The sequence below is a fragment of the Streptomyces naganishii JCM 4654 genome, assembly GCF_014650575.1.
GTDB lineage: Bacteria > Actinomycetota > Actinomycetes > Streptomycetales > Streptomycetaceae > Streptomyces > Streptomyces naganishii.
This window is the reverse complement of the sequence record NZ_BMVF01000001.1, coordinates 484174-501953: the sequence shown is the minus strand read 5'-3', so window position 1 is coordinate 501953 and position 17780 is coordinate 484174. Positions and strand designations below refer to the sequence as shown.

At 71.9% G+C, this 17780-nt stretch carries 22 protein-coding genes; 7 read left to right on the top strand and 15 right to left on the bottom strand.

Annotated features, from left to right (window positions below; all coding sequences use genetic code 11):
* The first annotated feature begins 187 nt into the window (after positions 1-187).
* Positions 188-937: a recombinase family protein gene (locus IE217_RS02240; protein WP_229864972.1), complete on the top strand. Its 750-nt coding sequence runs from the start codon at positions 188-190 to the stop codon at positions 935-937.
* 242 nt (positions 938-1179) lie between these two features.
* Here the strand turns inward: IE217_RS02240 and IE217_RS02235 are convergent, their stop codons facing one another.
* From IE217_RS02235 to IE217_RS02220, 4 genes are read right to left on the bottom strand one after another with little or no spacing between them, the layout of a single operon-like run.
* Positions 1180-1671, bottom strand: coding sequence for a DUF3618 domain-containing protein (locus IE217_RS02235; RefSeq protein WP_190175950.1), 492 nt, complete (start codon positions 1669-1671; stop codon positions 1180-1182).
* Complete coding sequence (locus tag IE217_RS02230) at positions 1668-2135, bottom strand: phage holin family protein (protein WP_190175949.1); 468 nt, start codon at positions 2133-2135, stop codon at positions 1668-1670. Before IE217_RS02230 ends, IE217_RS02235 begins: the two co-directional genes overlap by 4 nt.
* Positions 2136-2188: 53 nt before the next feature.
* On the bottom strand, positions 2189-2914 hold the full coding sequence (locus tag IE217_RS02225; RefSeq protein WP_190175948.1) for a hypothetical protein: 726 nt from the start codon (positions 2912-2914) through the stop codon (positions 2189-2191).
* Positions 2911-3162 carry a hypothetical protein gene (locus IE217_RS02220; protein ID WP_190175947.1) on the bottom strand — a complete coding sequence of 84 codons (252 nt, stop codon included), beginning with the start codon at positions 3160-3162 and terminating at the stop codon, positions 2911-2913. Before IE217_RS02220 ends, IE217_RS02225 begins: the two co-directional genes overlap by 4 nt.
* Before the next feature lie 72 nt (positions 3163-3234).
* Between IE217_RS02220 and dapA the strand changes: the two genes are divergently transcribed.
* Both dapA and IE217_RS02210 read left to right on the top strand, forming a co-directional pair.
* Positions 3235-4218: a 4-hydroxy-tetrahydrodipicolinate synthase gene (gene dapA / locus IE217_RS02215; protein ID WP_190175946.1), complete on the top strand. Its 984-nt coding sequence runs from the start codon at positions 3235-3237 to the stop codon at positions 4216-4218.
* The gene (locus tag IE217_RS02210; protein ID WP_190175945.1) at positions 4215-4715 is read left to right on the top strand and encodes an HAD domain-containing protein; all 501 of its coding nucleotides are present in this window, start codon (positions 4215-4217) and stop codon (positions 4713-4715) included. Before dapA ends, IE217_RS02210 begins: the two co-directional genes overlap by 4 nt.
* Before the next feature lie 18 nt (positions 4716-4733).
* Here IE217_RS02210 and dapD read toward each other — a convergent pair whose 3' ends face one another.
* The 10 genes from dapD to IE217_RS02160 form a co-directional block, all read right to left on the bottom strand.
* Positions 4734-5723, bottom strand: coding sequence for a 2,3,4,5-tetrahydropyridine-2,6-dicarboxylate N-succinyltransferase (gene dapD, locus IE217_RS02205; RefSeq protein ID WP_190175944.1), 990 nt, complete (start codon positions 5721-5723; stop codon positions 4734-4736).
* Between the two features lie 89 nt (positions 5724-5812).
* Entirely contained in the window at positions 5813-6133 is a 321-nt protein-coding gene (locus IE217_RS02200) for a DMT family transporter (RefSeq protein ID WP_190175943.1), read from the bottom strand.
* Positions 6134-6262: 129 nt separating this feature from the next.
* Positions 6263-6595, bottom strand: coding sequence for a metal-sulfur cluster assembly factor (locus IE217_RS02195; RefSeq protein WP_003989431.1), 333 nt, complete (start codon positions 6593-6595; stop codon positions 6263-6265).
* On the bottom strand, positions 6592-7059 hold the full coding sequence (gene sufU, locus IE217_RS02190; protein ID WP_189708661.1) for a Fe-S cluster assembly sulfur transfer protein SufU: 468 nt from the start codon (positions 7057-7059) through the stop codon (positions 6592-6594). The genes IE217_RS02195 and sufU overlap by 4 nt, the downstream gene beginning before the upstream one ends.
* Positions 7060-7070: 11 nt before the next feature.
* On the bottom strand, positions 7071-8327 hold the full coding sequence (locus tag IE217_RS02185) for a cysteine desulfurase (RefSeq protein ID WP_190175942.1): 1257 nt from the start codon (positions 8325-8327) through the stop codon (positions 7071-7073).
* Positions 8324-9088, bottom strand: coding sequence for a Fe-S cluster assembly ATPase SufC (gene sufC / locus IE217_RS02180; RefSeq protein WP_190175941.1), 765 nt, complete (start codon positions 9086-9088; stop codon positions 8324-8326). The genes IE217_RS02185 and sufC overlap by 4 nt, the downstream gene beginning before the upstream one ends.
* 7 nt (positions 9089-9095) lie before the next feature.
* Positions 9096-9413 (bottom strand): non-heme iron oxygenase ferredoxin subunit, encoded by a 318-nt coding sequence (locus IE217_RS02175; RefSeq protein ID WP_190175940.1) that lies wholly within the window; start codon positions 9411-9413, stop codon positions 9096-9098.
* Entirely contained in the window at positions 9413-10594 is a 1182-nt protein-coding gene (gene sufD, locus IE217_RS02170) for a Fe-S cluster assembly protein SufD (RefSeq protein WP_190175939.1), read from the bottom strand. The genes IE217_RS02175 and sufD overlap by 1 nt, the downstream gene beginning before the upstream one ends.
* A gap of 91 nt (positions 10595-10685) precedes the next feature.
* Entirely contained in the window at positions 10686-12107 is a 1422-nt protein-coding gene (sufB, locus tag IE217_RS02165) for a Fe-S cluster assembly protein SufB (protein WP_190175938.1), read from the bottom strand.
* Positions 12104-12847 carry a helix-turn-helix transcriptional regulator gene (locus IE217_RS02160; protein ID WP_190175937.1) on the bottom strand — a complete coding sequence of 248 codons (744 nt, stop codon included), beginning with the start codon at positions 12845-12847 and terminating at the stop codon, positions 12104-12106. The genes sufB and IE217_RS02160 overlap by 4 nt, the downstream gene beginning before the upstream one ends.
* A gap of 160 nt (positions 12848-13007) precedes the next feature.
* Between IE217_RS02160 and IE217_RS02155 the strand changes: the two genes are divergently transcribed.
* The 4 genes from IE217_RS02155 (at position 13008) to IE217_RS02140 (ending at position 16620) form a co-directional block, all read left to right on the top strand.
* On the top strand, positions 13008-13820 hold the full coding sequence (locus tag IE217_RS02155) for an AAC(3) family N-acetyltransferase (protein WP_190175936.1): 813 nt from the start codon (positions 13008-13010) through the stop codon (positions 13818-13820).
* Between the two features lie 31 nt (positions 13821-13851).
* Positions 13852-14775, top strand: coding sequence for an ABC transporter ATP-binding protein (locus IE217_RS02150; protein ID WP_190175935.1), 924 nt, complete (start codon positions 13852-13854; stop codon positions 14773-14775).
* A gap of 65 nt (positions 14776-14840) precedes the next feature.
* On the top strand, positions 14841-15557 hold the full coding sequence (locus IE217_RS02145; RefSeq protein WP_229864991.1) for an ABC transporter permease: 717 nt from the start codon (positions 14841-14843) through the stop codon (positions 15555-15557).
* A 55-nt stretch (positions 15558-15612) separates the two neighbouring features.
* Entirely contained in the window at positions 15613-16620 is a 1008-nt protein-coding gene (locus tag IE217_RS02140) for a COX15/CtaA family protein (RefSeq protein WP_190176091.1), read from the top strand.
* Positions 16621-16671: 51 nt separating this feature from the next.
* On the opposite strand, the gene IE217_RS02135 is transcribed toward IE217_RS02140, so the two are convergent.
* Positions 16672-17778 carry an amidohydrolase family protein gene (locus IE217_RS02135; RefSeq protein WP_190175933.1) on the bottom strand — a complete coding sequence of 369 codons (1107 nt, stop codon included), beginning with the start codon at positions 17776-17778 and terminating at the stop codon, positions 16672-16674.
* Positions 17779-17780: the final 2 nt, after the last annotated feature.

Sequence of the window (17780 nt, the reverse complement as noted above, 5' to 3'; positions counted from 1 at the left end):
TCCGGCCTCCTCGCCCGGCTGAACGGTGTTCGCAAACGATCGTTTGCCGACAGGCAGGCGACGCGTCCAATGAACCCGTGCAATCCGGGGGTTCACGGCAGCGCGAATCCAATCAGACCCGATGGTGATTACTGACAGGGTTTGACGACAGATAGGGTCCGATCCTCCGTATGGAAGGGGCCCGCGAGTGGCGAACCTGGTCTACAAGCGGGTCTCGACCGACCAGCAGTCGACCGCCCGGCAGAACCTCGTCCTGGATGAGGCCGGCATTGAGGACCCAGTCGTCTTCGAGGAGGACCCGGGAACCTCCAGCCGCCTCCACCCGCTTCAGCGGCCGAAGTTCCGCGAACTGCTCACCTACGCGCGGCCGGGCGACACTGTGCACGTCTCCGAGATGTTCCGCCTCGTGCGCGGCACCGGCCACATCCTCGATGTGCTCGACGTCCTCCACCGCGACCAGGTGGCGCTGCGTATCCACGACGGCGCGTTCTCCGCGATGGACCTCACCGCCCGCCATCCGCGCACCGGCGAGCTGCTGTCCACCGTGAAGTTCATGGTGCAGACCCTCGCCGCCTCCGGCGAACTCCAACGCGACCTCCAGCGCGAGCTGACCTACGACGGACTGCGAGCCGCCGAGGCCAAGGGCAGCAAAGGCGTGCGCCGCCCCGCCGTGGCGGCCGACAGGGCCGGCGCCGCGCGCACCGCGTACCTGGAGGGCCACTCCATCGCCGCCCTCGCCGCGACCACGGCGTCAGCCGCGGCGCCATCCGCACCGCCGTCGCCGACCTCCTGCCCGAGCACACGGCCGCGGACTCGGGCGTCCCGGCCCCGGAGCTGCCCATCACCCTTGACATGCCTGGCAAGGTCGCAGACTTCCTGCGCGCCACCGAACTGGACGATACCGAACGGGCCGTGCTCGACCACGGCCAGGCCGTAGGCGCGGCACGGGCTACACCCTGCGCGTCACCGCCATGCCCGCGCTCCACCGTCAACTCCTCAACCGTTGCCAGAACCTGGACGACGCCGGAGCCATTCCGGCACAGCGCAAGGGCCGCCGCGAGTACGCGAACCGCGTCAGTTCCCTCGGTCAGTAACCAAGATCATCCCGTGGCGGGTTTCTGGCGCATCTGGGTCATGCCCCTGGAAGCGGCTCGCGGGACCTCTCGCGCGCGTCCGGCGTCAGCAGAGACGGCTCTGCCGGCCGCGGCGCAGCAGGAGCACGCCCGCCGTCACCAGCACGGCCCCCGCCGCGCCCGCGATCATCAGGGACCGCGGGTTGCGGCGGCAGACGGCGACCGCGTCGTTCACGCTGTGCGGCACGGAGTGCTCGACGGTGTGCCCCGCCTGCGCCACCCGGTCCTGGACGCCGTGCCCGGCGTGGGACGCCTTCTCCTGCGCCCGGTGCCCGGCCTGGGACGCCTTCTCCTGGGCGCGGTGCCCGGCGTGCACGGCGCTGCTGCGCAGCTGGACCGTCATCGCACCGGCCTTGTCCCTGAGGTCGGCCGCCCGGGCCTTGGCGCGGCCCTTGACGTCGGCCTTCGCCGCCAGTTCCTCGACGGTGTCGCCGAGCCGGCTCCTGGTCTGCTCTATCTGCTGCCTGAGTTCGTCGGGGCCCTTGGCGCCGGTGGCCCGTGCGGACCCGCCGTCCGCCCCCTGTGTCCTGTCGGTCATCGGTGGTGCGCCCTTTCCCTGATCTCCTCGACGTCCGCCCTGACGCTGCCGAGCGTCGCCTCGGGCTTGGGCGGTGTGGCGCGGCGCAGCTGGGCGCGGCCGGCCAGGGCCAGCAGACCGGCGATCGCGAACAGAGCGCCGGTCACGATGAGCGCGGCCGCCCACACGGGCAGCGCCAGCGAGATCGCCGCGATGACCGTGGCGGCGAGCGCTATGAGGCCGACGTAGCCGATGGCTCCGGCAGCGCCGAGCATTCCGCCGCCCCGCCCCATCCGCCGCCCCTTCTGGGCCAGCTCGACCCGGGCGAGGGTCATCTCCTGCCGTACGAGGTCGGAGAGCTGTTCGGTCGCCTGGTGGACGAGTTCGCCCACCGAACGTTCGCCCGCCGGGCGGCGGCCCACCGGGTGGTCGCCCACCGGGTGGAGTTCGTCGCGCACGGGCCTGGCGTCAATGGTGCCGGTCACGGTGTCCCGCCTCCTCTCGGTCCGGAACCCCCGGGTACCCGCACCGCACGGCACTACCCCTGGCCGGGTCCGCCCGGTCCCCGCTCGCCGAGCCGGGCCAGCTGTGTCTGGAACCAGTCGAGCCGGGCCTGCAACAGGGCGGCCTCGGCGGCGAGCTCGGGCACCCCCAGCCCCTCGGGGCCGGCGGCTCCCGCGTCCGCCGGTCCGCCGGGCGCGTCCGGACCGGCCGCGGGCCACGCCGCCCGGCCGGCGGCCGTCACCCGCAGTCCCTCCCCGGCCAGCCGCGCGAAGGCGGCGAGGGTCAGGGACGTACGGCCGCGCACGCAGCCCGCGCACGACGGCGCGAGGGCCAGGCGGCCCGGCCTGCCCCAGCCCGCGTCGGCGAGCGCGGCGGCGGGCGCGCCGCAGGCGCAGGGGCCGACGGTGGCCGTGCGCACCCGCTGGCGGGCGTAGCGGAAGCCGCGCTCGAAGCGGATGTAGGCGCCGAGGACGGAGACCTCCAGCAGCACGGCCGTGCGGTGCTCGGCGGTGCACAGCAGCGCCTGGGCGGCGGCGCGTTCGTGCACGCAGTGGAAGCCGCAGTCGCACAGCCGGGCGGGCGGGCGGTGCCTGCGGCCGTAGACGCAGGCCGCGTCGGCGAGGACGCCGTACGGCAGCGCGCCGCCGAGCGACACTCCGGTGAAACCGGCCCGGGTGCCGTCGTGGGACAGCACCGGGTGGGCGATCTTGTATCCGGTCGGCGGCCTCGTCGGGCGTTCCACGGGCAGCCGGAGCCTCATCGGGCGGCCGGGACCTCTTCGGACGCGGCGGCCGGCTGCCGTACGGGCTCCTCGGCCGTCCCGGGCTCCGCGGGCCTCGCGGCCGGCGCGGTGCGTCCGGGCTCCTCCTCCGCGGCCGCGGGCCGCTCCTCGGCGAATCCGGTGGCCAGTGCCTTGCCGAGCTTCATGACGCCTCCCATGACCTGCCCGTCGGTGACCTCCTGCCATGGTGACCCATGGCGGCCCACTTTGGACAGGATGCGCCGCATCAAGCGATCCTTACCAATACTGGGTAGGAGATTTAAGTAGCGCTACGCGATGCCCCCCTCGAAACTACCCTCATGAACAAGACAGCGGCTCCAGGCCCCACGCCACGCCCCGCCCGCCCCGTCCCTCCCCTCGGCCGCGCCCTGTGCGCGATGATCACGCCGTTCACGGACTCCGGAGGCCTGGACCTGGACGGCGCCCAGCGCCTGGCGGCCCGGCTGCTGGCCGGAGGCTGCGACGGTCTGGTGCTCAACGGCACGACGGGCGAGTCGCCCACCACCACGGACGCCGAGAAGACCGCGCTCGTGCGGGCCGTGCGCGAGGCGGCCGGGGAGGGCGTCCCGGTCATCGCCGCGGTGGGCAGCGCCGACACCCGGCACACCGTCGAGCTGGCGCTCGCGGCCGGCAGGGCGGGCGCGGACGCGGTGCTGGTGGTGACGCCGTACTACAGCACGCCCCCGCAGGAGGCCGTGGCGGCGCACTTCCGCACGGTGGCCGACTCCTGCGGACTGCCGGTGGTGCTCTACGACATCCCCGGGCGCACCGGCACCCGCATCGAGCCGGACACGATGCTCCGGCTCGCCGAACACCCGCGGATCGTCGCGGTCAAGGACTGCTCCTACGACTTCCTCGCCGCCCAGAAGCTGCTCGCGCGCACCGAGTTGGCCTTCTACGCCGGCTGCGACGAGCACAACCTGGCGCTGTACGCGGTGGGCGGCACGGGGTACGTCAGCACGGTGGCCAATGTCGCCCCGCGCCACATGCGCGCCGTCCTCGACGCGTTCGACGCGGGCGACACGGCGGGCGCGGCCCGGCTGCAGCAGGAGGCCACCGAACTCGTGGAGTCGGTGATGTCCTCCGGCCTGCCCGGCACGGTCACCGTCAAGGGCCTGCTCAACGCCCTCGGCCTGCCCGCGGGCCCGGTCCGCCCGCCCCTGCTCCCGGCCGCCCCCGAAACGGTCGCCCACCTGCTGGCGGCCCACGAACGCCTGACGGCCGACACACCGGAGGCGGCGGAACCGGCGGGGCGGGCGCCTTGTCGTACCGTGGCCGGGTGAGCCGGCCGCTGCTGTTTCTCGACGTCGACGGTCCCCTCAACCCCTGGGCGGCGGAGCCGGGCAAGCCCGAGGGGTACACGACGATCACGGTGGCCCTGCACCCCGGCCGGGCGCTGCTCGTCCGCCTCAACCCCGCGCACGGCCCGGCGCTGCTCGGCCTCGGCTACGAACTGTGCTGGGCCACCACGTGGATGGACGCCGCCAACCGCTGGATCGCCCCGGTCGTCGGCCTGCCCGAACTGGCGTACGTCGACTTCGGCGCCGGCCTGTTCGCGCTGCGGCCCGACGGGGTGCACTGGAAGACCGAGGCGATCGTGGCCCACGCCGCGGGGCGCCCGTTCGCCTGGGTGGACGACGAGCAGAGCGGCGCGGACACGGCGTACGTGCGCGACACGCACCCCGCCCCCGCGCTGCTCCAACGGGTCGACCCGGCCACCGGCCTGACGGAGGGCCACTTCACCGCCCTCGCCGACTTCGCGTCCACCCTGACGGCGTGAACGCGCCCCGCGGGGCCGTCAGTTGTGGCTGTGCAGGATCTCGTTCAGGCCGCCCCAGACCGCGTTGTTCGGGCGGGCCTCGACGGCGCCGGTGACCGAGTTGCGGCGGAAGAGGATGTTGGAGGCGCCGGAGAGGTCGCGGGCCTTGACGATCTCCCCGTCCGGCATGGTCACGCGGGTGCCCGCGGTGACGTAGAGGCCGGCCTCCACGACGCACTCGTCGCCGAGCGCGATGCCCACGCCCGCCTCGGCGCCGACCAGGCAGCGCTCGCCGATGGAGATGATCACGTTGCCCCCGCCGGAGAGCGTGCCCATCGTGGAGGCGCCGCCGCCGATGTCGGAGCCGTCGCCGACGACGACGCCCGCGGAGATGCGGCCCTCGACCATGGAGGTGCCGAGGGTGCCCGCGTTGAAGTTGACGAAGCCCTCGTGCATCACGGTGGTGCCCTCGGCGAGGTGCGCGCCGAGGCGGACCCGGTCGGCGTCGGCGATGCGGACGCCCTTGGGGGCGACGTAGTCCGTCATGCGCGGGAACTTGTCGATCGAGGTCACCTGGAGGTGCAGGCCCTCCGCGCGGGCGTTGAGGCGGACCTTCTCGATGTCGTCGACGGCGACCGGGCCGAGCGAGGTCCAGGCGACGTTGGCGAGGAAGCCGAACATGCCGTCCAGGCTCAGGCCGTGCGGCTTGACCAGGCGGTGCGAGAGCAGGTGCAGGCGCAGGTAGACGTCGTGCGCGTCGATCGGCTTCTCGTCCAGCGAGGCGATGACCGTGCGCACCGCGACCACCTCGACGCCCCGGCGGGCGTCGGGACCGGTCGCCGCGGTGGCGCCGCCGCCGAGGAGTTCCGCGGTCCGCTCGGCGGACAGCCGCTCGGTACCGGCCGGGCCGGGCGCTTCCGTGAGCTCGGGCGCGGGGAACCAGGTGTCGAGGACGGTGCCGTCGGAGGCGATCGTGGCGAGTCCGGCGGCCACGGCGCCGGTGGTGCGGGGAGCAGTCGTGTCGGTCATGGGGGAAACCTAACGTGAGCGCCCTGGCCCCGGCGAACCGCTCCCCGTGGCGTCTCATGGACCGGTCGGGCGGGGATCGGCCCGTCCGGTCAGTGGCTCCCGCCGAGGTTCAGCACCACCACTCCGCCGACGATCAGTACGAGCCCGGCGACCTTGGCCACGCCGAGCCCCTCGCCGAAGAACACCAGCCCGATCGCGGCCACGGCCGCGGTGCCCACGCCCGACCAGATGGCGTAGGCCGAGCCGATGGAGACGGTCTTCAGGGTCTGGGCGAGCAGGAGGAAGGAGAGGACGTAACCGAGGACGGTGACCAGCGAGGGGCCGAATCGGCTGAAGCCCTCGCTGTACTTCATCGCGGTGGTGGCGGCGACTTCCGCGGCGATGGCGCCGGCGAGCATCACGTATCCCATAAGACACGGAGCCTAATGACGCGGACATGGCGTGTGCACGGCACGTGCCGTGCACGAGACGCGGGGACGGCGAGGCCCCGTGAGGCCTCGCCGTCCCCGTGTTCCGCGTGGGCGGTCGTGCGCCCGGGCTCAGACGTTGAAGCCCAGCGCCCGCAGCTGCTCGCGGCCGTCGTCGGTGATCTTGTCGGGGCCCCACGGCGGCATCCAGACCCAGTTGATGCGCAGCTCGCTGACCAGGCCGTCGGTGGCGGACTTGGCCTGGTCCTCGATCACGTCGGTCAGCGGGCAGGCCGCCGAGGTCAGGGTCATGTCGACGGTCGCGATGTTCGACTCGTCGACGTGGATGCCGTAGATGAGACCCAGGTTGACGACGTCGATGCCCAGCTCGGGGTCGACCACGTCCATCAGGGCCTCGCGGAGCTCCTCCTCCGAGGCCGGCTTCATCTCCACGGTCTCGCTCATGCCGTCTTCCTTTCGGCGTCGGCGCCGTCCAGCGCCTGGGCCGTCGCGTCCTTCCAGGCCATCCAGCTCAGCAGGGCGCACTTGACCCGGGCCGGGTACTTCGACACCCCGGCGAACGCCACCGCGTCCTCCAGGACGTCCTCCATCGCGTCGTCGGGCTCGATCTTCCCCTTGGACTGCATCAGCTCCAGGAAGGTCTCCTGGATCTTCTGCGCCTCCGCCAGCTCCTTGCCGACGAGGAGTTCGTTCAGCACGGACGCCGAGGCCTGGCTGATGGAACAGCCCTGGCCCTCGTACGAGACGTCGCTGATCGTCGTGCCGTCGTACTTGACGCGCAGCGTGATCTCGTCGCCGCACGTCGGGTTGACGTGGTGCACCTCGGCGTCGCCGTCCCGCAAGCCCCGCCCGTGCGGGTTCTTGTAGTGGTCCAGGATGACTTCCTGGTACATGGAGTCCAGCTTCACGCCTCAGCCCCTCATCCGAAGAAGTTCCGTACGTGCTCCAGGCCCTCGACCAGAGCGTCGATCTCGGCCGGAGTGGAGTACAGATAGAACGACGCTCGCGTGGTCGCGGGAATTCCGTACCGCAGGCAGACGGGCCGCGCGCAGTGGTGGCCGACACGGACCGCGATGCCCTGCTCGTCGAGGACCTGGCCCACGTCGTGCGGGTGGATGTCGCCGAGCGTGAAGGAGATCGCGGCGCCGCGGTCCTCGGCCGTGGTGGGGCCGATGATGCGCAGGTCCGGGACCTCGGCCAGCCGCTTCACCGCGTACTCGGTGAGGGCGTGCTCGTGGGCGAGGATCCTGTCCATGCCGATCGAGCCGAGGTAGTCGATCGCCGCGCCGAGGCCGACCGCCTGAGCGATCGGCGGGGTGCCCGCCTCGAACTTGTGCGGGGCGGGCGCGTACGTCGAGGAGTGCATCGACACGGTCTCGATCATCTCGCCGCCGCCGAGGAACGGAGGCAGGTCCTCCAGCAGCTCCTGGCGGCCCCACAGGACGCCGATGCCGGTCGGGCCGCACATCTTGTGGCCGGTGAAGGCCACGAAGTCGGCCTGGAGGGCCTGCACGTCCAGCGGCATGTGCGGAGCGGCCTGGGAGGCGTCGACGCAGACCAGCGCGCCGACCTCCTGGGCGCGGCGCACTATCGCCTCGACCGGGTTGACCGTGCCCAGGATGTTGGACACCAGCACGAAGGAGACGATCTTCGTCTTCTCGGTGATGATCTCGTCGATGCGGGACAGGTCGAGCCGGCCGTCGTCGGTCAGGCCGAACCACTTCAGCTTCGCGCCCGTGCGCTGCGCGAGCAGCTGCCAGGGGACGATGTTGGAGTGGTGCTCCATCTCCGTGATGACGATCTCGGTCTCGTGGTCCACCCGGTAGGGCTCGTCGGCCCAGCCGAGCATGTTCGCCACGAGGTTGAGCGACTCGGAGGCGTTCTTGGTGAAGATCACCTCGTCGCGGCTGGGCGCGTTGATGAACGCGGCGACCTTGTCGCGCGCGCCCTCGTACAGCGCCGTGGCCTCCTCGGCGAGCACATGCACACCGCGGTGGACGTTGGCGTTGTAGCGCTCGTAGTACTCGCTCAGGGCGTCCAGCACCTGGCGCGGCTTCTGCGACGTCGCCGCGTTGTCCAGGTACACGAGCTTCCTGTCGTCGTGGACCAGCCGGTCCAGGACGGGGAAGTCCTTGCGGATCGCCTCGGTGTCGAGGAGGCCCGGCAGCTGTGTCACTCGGATGCGCCACCCTTCGTGTAAGCCTCGTAGCCCTCGTTCTCCAGCTTGTCCGCGAGCTCGGGGCCGCCGGACTCGACGATGCGGCCGCCGGCGAACACGTGGACGTGGTCGGGCTTGATGTAGCGCAGGATGCGCGTGTAGTGCGTGATCAGCAGGGTGCCGACCTGGCCGGTCTCGCGGACGCGGTTGACGCCCTCGGAGACGATGCGCAGCGCGTCGACGTCCAGGCCGGAGTCCGTCTCGTCGAGGATCGCGATCTTCGGCTTGAGCAGCTCGAGCTGGAGGATCTCGTGGCGCTTCTTCTCACCGCCGGAGAAGCCCTCGTTGACGTTGCGCTCGGCGAAGGAGGGGTCCATGTGGAGCCGCTCCATGGTCTCCTTGACCTCCTTCACCCAGGTGCGCAGCTTGGGGGCCTCGCCGCGGATGGCGGTGGCGGAGGTGCGCAGGAAGTTGGAGACGGAGACGCCGGGGACCTCGACCGGGTACTGCATCGCCAGGAACAGGCCCGCGCGGGCGCGCTCGTCGACGGACATCTCCAGGACGTCCTCGCCGTCGAGCAGCACGGTGCCGCTGGTGATCGTGTACTTGGGGTGACCCGCCAGCGAGTAGGCGAGGGTCGACTTGCCCGAGCCGTTGGGGCCCATGATGGCGTGCGTCTCGCCCTGCTTCACGGTGAGGTCGACGCCCTTGAGGATCTCCTTCGTGGCGTTGTCGGCCTCGACGGTGACGTGCAGGTCTCGGATTTCAAGCGTTGCCATGGGTTCCTCAGGACTCCTGGGAGAGGGAGACGAGCACGTCGTCCCCTTCGATCTTTACGGGGTATACGGGGACGGGGCGCGTCGCGGGGAGCGCGTCGGGCTTGCCGGAGCGGAGGTCGAAGCGCGAGCCGTGCAGCCAGCACTCGATGTGGCAGTCGTCGACCTCGCCCTCGGCGAGCGAGACGTTGGCGTGGGAGCAGATGTCGTAGACCGCGAAGACTTCGTCGCAGGTGCGCACCAGGGAGATGGGCGTGCCGTCGAGTTCCACCCGCTTCGGGGTGTCCTCCTCCAGCTCGCTCAGCCCGCAGACACGTACGTAGGCCATCAGACGGTGGCCTCCAGCTCGGCCTCGATCTTCTCGATCAGCCGCGCCTCGATGTCGGCGACGCCGATCTGCTGGACCAGCTCGGCGAAGAAGCCGCGCACCACCAGACGGCGGGCGTCCTGCTCGGGGATGCCGCGGGCCATCAGGTAGAAGAGCTGCTCGTCGTCGAAGCGGCCGGTGGCCGAGGCGTGGCCGGCGCCGACGATCTCGCCGGTCTCGATCTCCAGGTTGGGCACGGAGTCGACGCGGGCGCCGTCGGTCAGGACGAGGTTGCGGTTCATCTCGTACGTGTCCGTGCCCTCGGCCTTGGCCTCGATGAGCACGTCGCCGATCCACACCGCGTGCGCGTCCTCGCCCTGGAGCGCGCCCTTGTAGACGACGTTGGACTTGCAGTGCGGGGTGTTGTGGTCGACGAAGAGCCGGTGCTCCTGGTGCTGGCCGGAGTCGGTGAAGTACAGGCCGATCAGCTCGGCCTCGCCGCCGGGGCCGGCATAGGTCACGCGCGGGTGCAGCCGGACCAGGTCGCCGCCGAAGGTGACCACGACGGACTTGAAGGAGGCGTCGCGGCCGATGCGCGCGTTGTGCTGGGCGACGTGCACGGACTTGTCGTCCCAGTCCTGGACGGAGACGACGGTCAGCTTGGCGCCGTCGCCGAGCAGGTAGTCCACGTTGGCGGCGAGCACCGCGTCACCGGTGTGGTCGATGACGACGACGGCCTCGGCGAAGGCGCCGAGCTCGATGACCTGGTGGCCGTAGGCGGTGCCGCCCTGGCCGTGCACGGCGATGCGGACCGGCTCGGCGAGGACGGTCTCCTTGGGGACGGTCACGACCGAGGCCTTCTCGAAGGCGGAGTAGGCCTGCGCGGCGATGCGGTCCACGGGGGCGCCGGCCCTGCCGAGCCGGGCGTCGTCGCGGCCGACGGTCTCCACGGTGACGCCCTCGGGGGCCTGGACGTCCACCTTCACGCCCTCGCCGGTGGCGGTGGCGGTGCCGTCGTGCAGGCCGCGCAGCCGCTCCAGCGGGGTGAACCGCCACTCCTCCTCGCGGCCGTGCGGGACCGGGAAGTCCGCCACGTCGAAGGACGGGGGCGCGCTCATGCGCGTGGCGACGGTCGACTCGGCGGCGACCGCGATCTGGCCCGCGGTGGTGGATCCCACGGGGATGTTCTGGGCCTCGGCCATGGCTGTCGTATTGCTCGCTTTCCGTTACGTAAGGGCCTGACGGGGACGGCGGGCCGGGGTCGGTCGGACGACCGCCGGCCCGGGCCGGTGCTTAACCGACCGCGCCCTCCATCTGCAGCTCGATCAGCCGGTTGAGCTCCAGCGCGTACTCCATGGGCAGTTCCTTGGCGATCGGCTCGACGAAGCCGCGCACGATCATCGCCATCGCCTCGAACTCGGACAGGCCGCGGCTCATCAGGTAGAAGAGCTGGTCCTCGGAGACCTTGGAGACGGTGGCCTCGTGGCCCATGGACACGTCGTCCTCGCGGACGTCGACGTAGGGGTAGGTGTCGGAGCGGGAGATGGTGTCGACGAGCAGCGCGTCGCACAGCACGTTCGACTTCGATCCCGCGGCGCCCTCGCCGATCTCCACCAGGCCGCGGTAGGAGGTGCGGCCGCCGCCGCGCGCCACCGACTTGGAGACGATGTTGGAGGAGGTGTTCGGCGCCATGTGGACCATCTTGGAACCGGCGTCCTGGTGCTGGCCCTCGCCCGCGAAGGCGATGGACAGGGTCTCGCCCTTGGCGTGCTCGCCCATCAGGTAGACGGCCGGGTACTTCATCGTCACCTTGGAGCCGATGTTGCCGTCGATCCACTCCATGGTCGCGCCCTCGTAGGCCACGGCGCGCTTGGTGACCAGGTTGTAGACGTTGTTCGACCAGTTCTGGATGGTCGTGTAGCGGCAGCGGGCGTTCTTCTTGACGATGATCTCGACCACGGCGCTGTGCAGCGAGTCCGACTTGTAGATCGGGGCGGTGCAGCCCTCGACGTAGTGCACGTAGGCGCCCTCGTCGACGATGATCAGGGTGCGCTCGAACTGGCCCATGTTCTCGGTGTTGATCCGGAAGTAGGCCTGGAGCGGGATCTCGACGTGGACGCCCGGCGGGACGTAGATGAAGGAGCCGCCGGACCACACGGCGGTGTTCAGCGAGGCGAACTTGTTGTCGCCGGCCGGGATGACCGTGCCGAAGTACTCCTTGAAGAGCTCGGGGTGCTCCTTCAGGGCGGTGTCGGTGTCCAGGAAGATGACGCCCTGCTCCTCCAGGTCCTCGCGGATCTGGTGGTAGACGACCTCCGACTCGTACTGCGCGGCGACGCCGGCGACCAGGCGCTGCTTCTCCGCCTCCGGGATGCCGAGCCGGTCGTAGGTGTTCTTGATGTCCTCGGGCAGTTCCTCCCAGGACTCCGCCTGCTTCTCCGTGGAGCGCACGAAGTACTTGATGTTGTCGAAGTCGATCCCCGACAGGTCCGAGCCCCAGTTGGGCATGGGCTTCTTCTCGAAGAGGCGCAGACCCTTCAGACGCAGCTTGGTCATCCACTCCGGCTCGGACTTCTTGGCCGAGATGTCGCGGACGACCTCCTCGCTCAGACCGCGCCTGGCGGAGGCGCCGGCCGTGTCGGAGTCGGCCCAGCCGTATTCGTACTTGCCCAGGCCCTCGAGTTCGGGGTGGGCAGTCTCCGTGGGGAGAGTCATGCGGGGTTCCTCCCGGCCGTGCTTGCGGATGCGTCGTTGGGAATCTTGGGGATGAACGTCGTGCAGACGCCGTCGCCGTGCGCGATGGTCGCCAGTCTCTGGACGTGGGTACCCAGGAGCTCGGCGAAGATCTCCGTCTCCGCCTCGCACAGCTGGGGGAACTGTTCGGCGACGTGGGCGACCGGGCAGTGGTGCTGGCAGAGCTGCTCACCCTTGTGCGGGAGGGGCGCGCTGCGCGCCGTAGCAGCGTACCCGTCCTGGCTCAGGGCCTTGGCCAGCGCTTCAGCGCGTTCGTCGGGTCCCGCGCCCTCGATCGCCTTGCGGTACGCGTGCGCCTGCGCGGCGATCCGGGCCCGGGCGAAGGCGGCGACCGCCTCCTGGCCACCCTCCTGGTCGGCGATCCAGCGCAGCGCGTCCGCGGCGAGCTTGTCGTAGGACTGGTCAAAGGCGTCGCGGCCGCAGTCGGTGAGCGCGAAGACCTTGGCGGGGCGGCCGCGGGTGCGCGCCCCGTAGACCCGGCGCTCGCGCGCCTCGACCACGTCGTCGGCGGCCAGCGCGTCCAGATGGCGCCGTACGGCCGCCTGGGTGAGCCCCAGCCGCCCGGCCAGCTCGGCGACGGTCGACGGGCCGTGGTCCAGGATGGACCGCGCGACCCGGTTGCGCGTGGAGCGCTCCCCGGTCGCGAGCTCCTCCTGAGGGGGCCCCGTGGGGGTCTCCCGAGCCTCGCCGACGTTTTTCACAACGCCATTGTTGCGTAATTCCGGTGAGAGTGACAAGCGACACCGGCCGGGGCGGACGGTGCCCTGCGTCACTTAGGCCAACCTAATCCCACCTGCGGAAACGCTCCGCGCCGAAGAATTTGGTGGCGGACGGCGGACCCGCGCGGGAGACTGCCTGACCATGCTCACATCCCCTCCGACCGGCCCACTCGTGACCCGGGACACCATCGCCGAGGGCCTGCGCGAGCTCGGCGTGCGCCCCGGCGAGATCCTCCTCGCACATTCCTCGCTGAGTTCACTCGGCTGGGTCTGCGGCGGCCCCGTCGCGGTGGTCCAGGGGCTCCTGGACGTCCTCGGCCCGGACGGCACCCTGGTGGTCCCCACCCAGTCCGGCGACCTCTCGGACCCGGCCCTGTGGAGCAGCCCGCCGGTGCCCGAGGAGTGGTGGGAGACCATCCGCGCCTCGATGCCCGTCTACGACCCCGGGACCACGCCCTCGCGCGGGGTCGGGGTGATCCCGGAGACCGTGCGCACCTGGCCGGGCGCGCTGCGCAGCGCCCACCCGCACACCTCGTTCGCGGCGCTCGGGCCGCGCGCGGCCCGGATCGTCGAGGGCCACGCGCCCGACTGCCGGCTCGGCGAGCGCAGTCCGCTGGCGCGGCTGGAGGCGCTCGGCGCGCGGGTGCTGCTGCTCGGGGCCGGATACGACTCGTGCACCAGCTTCCACCTGGCCGAATACCGGATACCGGGCCCGCTCGCCAGGGTGGGCAGGCCTGGCCCGCACGGGTGGGAGGTGCTGACCGAGGTGTCCATCACCTCCGAGCGGTTCGACGAACTCGGCCACGACTTCGAGCGGGACCGGCCGGTGGCGCGGGGCGCTGTGGGCGCGGCCGAAGCCAGGCTGTTCCCCGTGGCCGACGCGGTGGCGTACGCCGAGCGGTGGCTGGCGCTGCACCGGCCCCGTGAGGAGGACTTCCCGCACCCGGGCACCTGAGGGCCCGCGGGCGAACCTAGACTCTGGGTCCATGCGAAGTGAGCCCGTGGTCCAGGTCCAGGCCCTGGTGAAGCGGTACGGCACGAAGACCGCGGTGGACGGCCTCGACCTGGTGGCCCAGGCGGGAGTGACCGCCGTACTCGGTCCCAACGGCGCCGGCAAGACGACGACGGTCGAGACCTGCGAGGGGTACCGGCGGCCGGATTCCGGCACGGTGCGCGTCCTGGGCCTCGACCCCGTCAGACAGTCCCGCGAGCTGCGGCCCCGGATCGGGGTGATGCTCCAGTCCGGGGGCGTGTACTCCGGGGCGCGCGCCGACGAGATGCTGCGCCACGTCGCGAAGCTGCACGCCCACCCCCTCGACGTGGACGCCCTGATCGAGCGGCTGGGTCTCGGCTCCTGCGGCCGGACCGGTTACCGCCGGCTGTCCGGCGGGCAGCAGCAGCGGCTCGCGCTCGCCATGGCCGTGGTGGGCCGCCCCGAGCTGGTGTTCCTGGACGAGCCGACCGCGGGACTCGACCCGCAGGCCCGCCGGGCCACCTGGGACCTGGTGCGCGACCTGCGCGCCGACGGCGTCTCCGTGATCCTCACCACGCACTACATGGAGGAGGCCGAGCAGCTCGCCGACGACGTGGCGATCATCGACGCCGGCCGGGTCATCGCCCAGGGCTCCCCGGAGGAGCTGTGCCGCGGCGGCGCGGAGAACACCCTGCGCTTCACCGGACGCCCCGGCCTGGACATCGGCTCCCTGCTCAAGGCGCTGCCCGCCGACTGCACCGCCGCCGAGCTGACCCCGGGCGCCTACCGCGTCGCCGGCAAGGTGGACCCCCAGCTGCTCGCCACGGTGACGTCCTGGTGTGCCCAGCACGGGGTCATGCCGGACCGGATCTCCGTGGAGCGGCACACTCTCGAGGACGTCTTCCTCGAGCTGACCGGCAAGGAGCTGCGCTCGTGACCACCGCCACCGGCCCCGCCACGGGCACGTACGCCCCGAAGCCCGGGGCGGCCCCGCTGCCCCGCATGATCGCCGCCCAGGCGGTGCTCGAGACGAAGATGCTGCTGCGCAACGGTGAGCAGCTGCTGCTCACCGTGGTGATCCCGACCCTGCTGCTGGTGCTGTTCAGCTCGGTGGACATCGTGGACACCGGCGCCGGAAAGAGCGTGGACTTCCTCACACCCGGGATCCTCGCGCTCGCGGTGATGTCGACCGCGTTCACCGGGCAGGCCATCGCGACCGGCTTCGAGCGGCGCTACGGCGTGCTCAAGCGGCTGGCGTCCTCGCCGCTGCCGCGCTGGGGCCTGATGACCGCCAAGACGGCCTCGGTGCTGGTCACCGAGGTCCTCCAGGTGATCCTGCTGACCGCGATCGCCTTCTCGCTGGGCTGGTCGCCGCACGGCGGCCCGCTCGCCGTGCTCCTGCTGCTCGTCCTCGGCACGGCCGCCTTCTCCGGGCTCGGCCTGCTGATGGCGGGGACGCTGAGGGCCGAGGCCACGCTGGCCGCGGCCAACCTGGTCTTCCTGCTGCTGCTCGTGGGCGGCGGGGTGATCGTGCCGCTGGACAAGTTCCCGGCGGGCGCCCGCGGCGTCCTGGAGCTGCTTCCCGTCTCCGCCCTGTCCGACGGGCTGCGGGCCGTACTCCAGCACGGCGCGGCCATGCCGTGGGGCGACTGCGGCATCCTCGCGGTGTGGGCGGTCGTGGGGCTCGCGGCCGCCGGCAAGTTCTTCCGCTGGGAGTAGAGACACAAGGCCCGCCATGGACCCTCGTGAAACCGTGCACAAGCAGCGCCCTACGATGGAACGCGTGCCGAACCTGACCCGCGCCGACGCCCTGGCCGCCGTGCGCAACCCGCTCGCCTTCATCGCCGGCCGCTGGACCCCCCACCCGAGGACCGTCCAGCGGGCCGCGTTCGCCGCACTCGCCATGGGCGTGATCATCGTCGTCACCGGCGGCGCCGTCCGGCTCACCGGCTCAGGGCTTGGCTGCCCCACCTGGCCGACCTGCACCGACACCTCGCTGACCACCACGCGCGCGATGGGTGTGCACGGGATCATCGAGTTCAGCAACCGCATGCTGACGTACGTGCTGTGCGCGGCCGTCGGCTGGGCGATCGTCGCCGCGCGGGCCCAGAAGCCGTGGCGGCGCAGCCTGACCCGGCTCGGCTGGGCGCAGTTCTGGATCGTCATGGGCAACGCGGTGCTCGGCGGCATCGTCGTCCTGGTCGGCCTGAACCCGTACACCGTCGCGGCGCACTTCCTGCTGTCCAGCGCGCTGATCGCGGTGGCCACGGTGATGTGGCAGCGCACCCGCGAGGGCGACACGGCACCGCGCCCGCTGGTCGGCAAGGCCGTGCAGCAGCTGGTGTGGTTCCTGGTCGTGGCGAGCGGGCTGCTGATCGCGGTGGGCACGATCGTGACCGGCGCGGGCCCCCACGCGGGCGACTCCAAGGAGGTCGACCGGATCCCCGTCGACTGGGCGACGGTCGCCAAGATGCACGCGGTGCTCGCCTGGATCGTGGTGACGCTGACGTTCGCGCTGTGGTTCGTCCTCAAGGCCGTCGACGCGCCCCAGGGTCCGCTGCACCGCACCCGCGAGCTGTTCGTGATCCTGCTCGCCCAGGGCGTCATCGGCTACGTCCAGTACTTCACGCATCTGCCCGAGGCGTTGGTGGCCCTGCACATGCTGGGGTCCTGCGTGATGTGGGTCGGGGTGCTCAGGGTGCTGCTGTCGCTGCGCGAACGCACCGCGTCCGTGACCGGCCTGCCCGGGCCGTCCCCCGAGGCGACCCTGACGACGGCCTAGCCGGCGCCTGGACGAAGGCTCCCGCGCGGGGCGCACGGTTTCCGCGGCCGCTCACCGCAGCCCGTACACCCGCCCCGCGTTGCCCGCCGCCACCATCCCGGCCACCCGCTGGGCGTCCCCGGGCGACCAGGCGCCCTCCGCGACCCAGGCGCCCAGTACCCGGTCCAGCGCCTCGGTGAACAGCCGGGCGCCGACCACGTGCAGCTCGGGCAGGCCGTGCGCCCCGCTGGAGAAGAGGATCTTGCCGAACGGGGCCAGCTCCAGGATCTCGGCGAGGATCGTCGCGGCTCGCGCGCCGGTGCGCACCAGGGCCGCGCCCGCGTCGGCGTAGACGTGCGGGAAGACGCCGGCCAGGTGGGCGGCCTGGCGGTGGTACGGGTAGCCGTGCAGCAGGACGAGGTCGGTGCCCAGGCCCGCCGTGGCCCGTACGAAGTCGGTCAGCAGCACGGGGTCGGTGCGGTCGATGCGCGCGCCCGGTTCGCCGAGGCCCGCGTGCAGTTGCAGCGGGCGGCCGGAGGCGACCGCGATCCACAGCAGGTGCCGCAGCAGCACCGGGTCGCTCAGTTCGCCGCCCACCCGCCGTCCGGCCAGCCAGCGCCCCGCCGCCCCTCGCACCTCCCCCGGCCCGGGCGGCTCCGGCGCGAGTGCCAGGCCGTGGCGCAGGCCCGCCACGGAGGTGAAGGCGACGGCGTGCGCGGCGGCGGCGTGCACCGACTCGGCGAGGTTGGCGAGGAAGGACTCGACGGTCCCGGAGGTGTCGGCGACCTGCTCGGCGAGCAGTTCCAGGCGCACGATCTCGTGCGCGGCCGCGTCGCCCGTGGAGGCCATCTCGCCGGGCCCGGTGAGGTCCCCGGGCAGCCCGGTGTCGACGAGGTAGGTCGTGATGCCGCTGCCGCGCAGCAGCCTGCGGCCGGCCTCCAGCACGCCCAGTTCGCGGCGGCGGGCGAGATAGCGCGCGGGCGGGCAGTGCGGCTCCAGGCCGAGCAGCGGGGGGCACCAGCGGCGTACGGCGAAACCGGTCTGGGTGTCGAAGAGGGTGGTGCCGGGGGCGGGCGGGCCCTCGGTGCGGGCCAGCTGGGCCTCGAAGGTGCCGAGGCCCAGCTCCGTTCTCAGGACGCCGTGGCAGTACTGGTCCACCAGGGACGGCGTTTCGATCATCC

What these genes read in the sequence shown, in the direction of transcription:
- IE217_RS02235 (WP_190175950.1), bottom strand. Translation starts at nt 1,671, where the DNA reads ATGACCGACAGGACACAGGGGGCGGACGGCGGGTCCGCACGGGCCACC.
- IE217_RS02225 (WP_190175948.1), bottom strand. Translation starts at nt 2,914, where the DNA reads ATGAGGCTCCGGCTGCCCGTGGAACGCCCGACGAGGCCGCCGACCGGA.
- IE217_RS02220 (WP_190175947.1), bottom strand. Translation starts at nt 3,162, where the DNA reads ATGCGGCGCATCCTGTCCAAAGTGGGCCGCCATGGGTCACCATGGCAG.
- dapA (WP_190175946.1), top strand. Translation starts at nt 3,235, where the DNA reads ATGAACAAGACAGCGGCTCCAGGCCCCACGCCACGCCCCGCCCGCCCC.
- dapD (WP_190175944.1), bottom strand. Translation starts at nt 5,723, where the DNA reads ATGACCGACACGACTGCTCCCCGCACCACCGGCGCCGTGGCCGCCGGA.
- IE217_RS02200 (WP_190175943.1), bottom strand. Translation starts at nt 6,133, where the DNA reads ATGGGATACGTGATGCTCGCCGGCGCCATCGCCGCGGAAGTCGCCGCC.
- IE217_RS02195 (WP_003989431.1), bottom strand. Translation starts at nt 6,595, where the DNA reads ATGAGCGAGACCGTGGAGATGAAGCCGGCCTCGGAGGAGGAGCTCCGC.
- sufC (WP_190175941.1), bottom strand. Translation starts at nt 9,088, where the DNA reads ATGGCAACGCTTGAAATCCGAGACCTGCACGTCACCGTCGAGGCCGAC.
- IE217_RS02175 (WP_190175940.1), bottom strand. Translation starts at nt 9,413, where the DNA reads ATGGCCTACGTACGTGTCTGCGGGCTGAGCGAGCTGGAGGAGGACACC.
- sufD (WP_190175939.1), bottom strand. Translation starts at nt 10,594, where the DNA reads ATGGCCGAGGCCCAGAACATCCCCGTGGGATCCACCACCGCGGGCCAG.
- sufB (WP_190175938.1), bottom strand. Translation starts at nt 12,107, where the DNA reads ATGACTCTCCCCACGGAGACTGCCCACCCCGAACTCGAGGGCCTGGGC.
- IE217_RS02155 (WP_190175936.1), top strand. Translation starts at nt 13,008, where the DNA reads ATGCTCACATCCCCTCCGACCGGCCCACTCGTGACCCGGGACACCATC.
- IE217_RS02150 (WP_190175935.1), top strand. Translation starts at nt 13,852, where the DNA reads ATGCGAAGTGAGCCCGTGGTCCAGGTCCAGGCCCTGGTGAAGCGGTAC.
- IE217_RS02145 (WP_229864991.1), top strand. Translation starts at nt 14,841, where the DNA reads ATGATCGCCGCCCAGGCGGTGCTCGAGACGAAGATGCTGCTGCGCAAC.
- IE217_RS02140 (WP_190176091.1), top strand. Translation starts at nt 15,613, where the DNA reads ATGGAACGCGTGCCGAACCTGACCCGCGCCGACGCCCTGGCCGCCGTG.
- IE217_RS02135 (WP_190175933.1), bottom strand. Translation starts at nt 17,778, where the DNA reads ATGATCGAAACGCCGTCCCTGGTGGACCAGTACTGCCACGGCGTCCTG.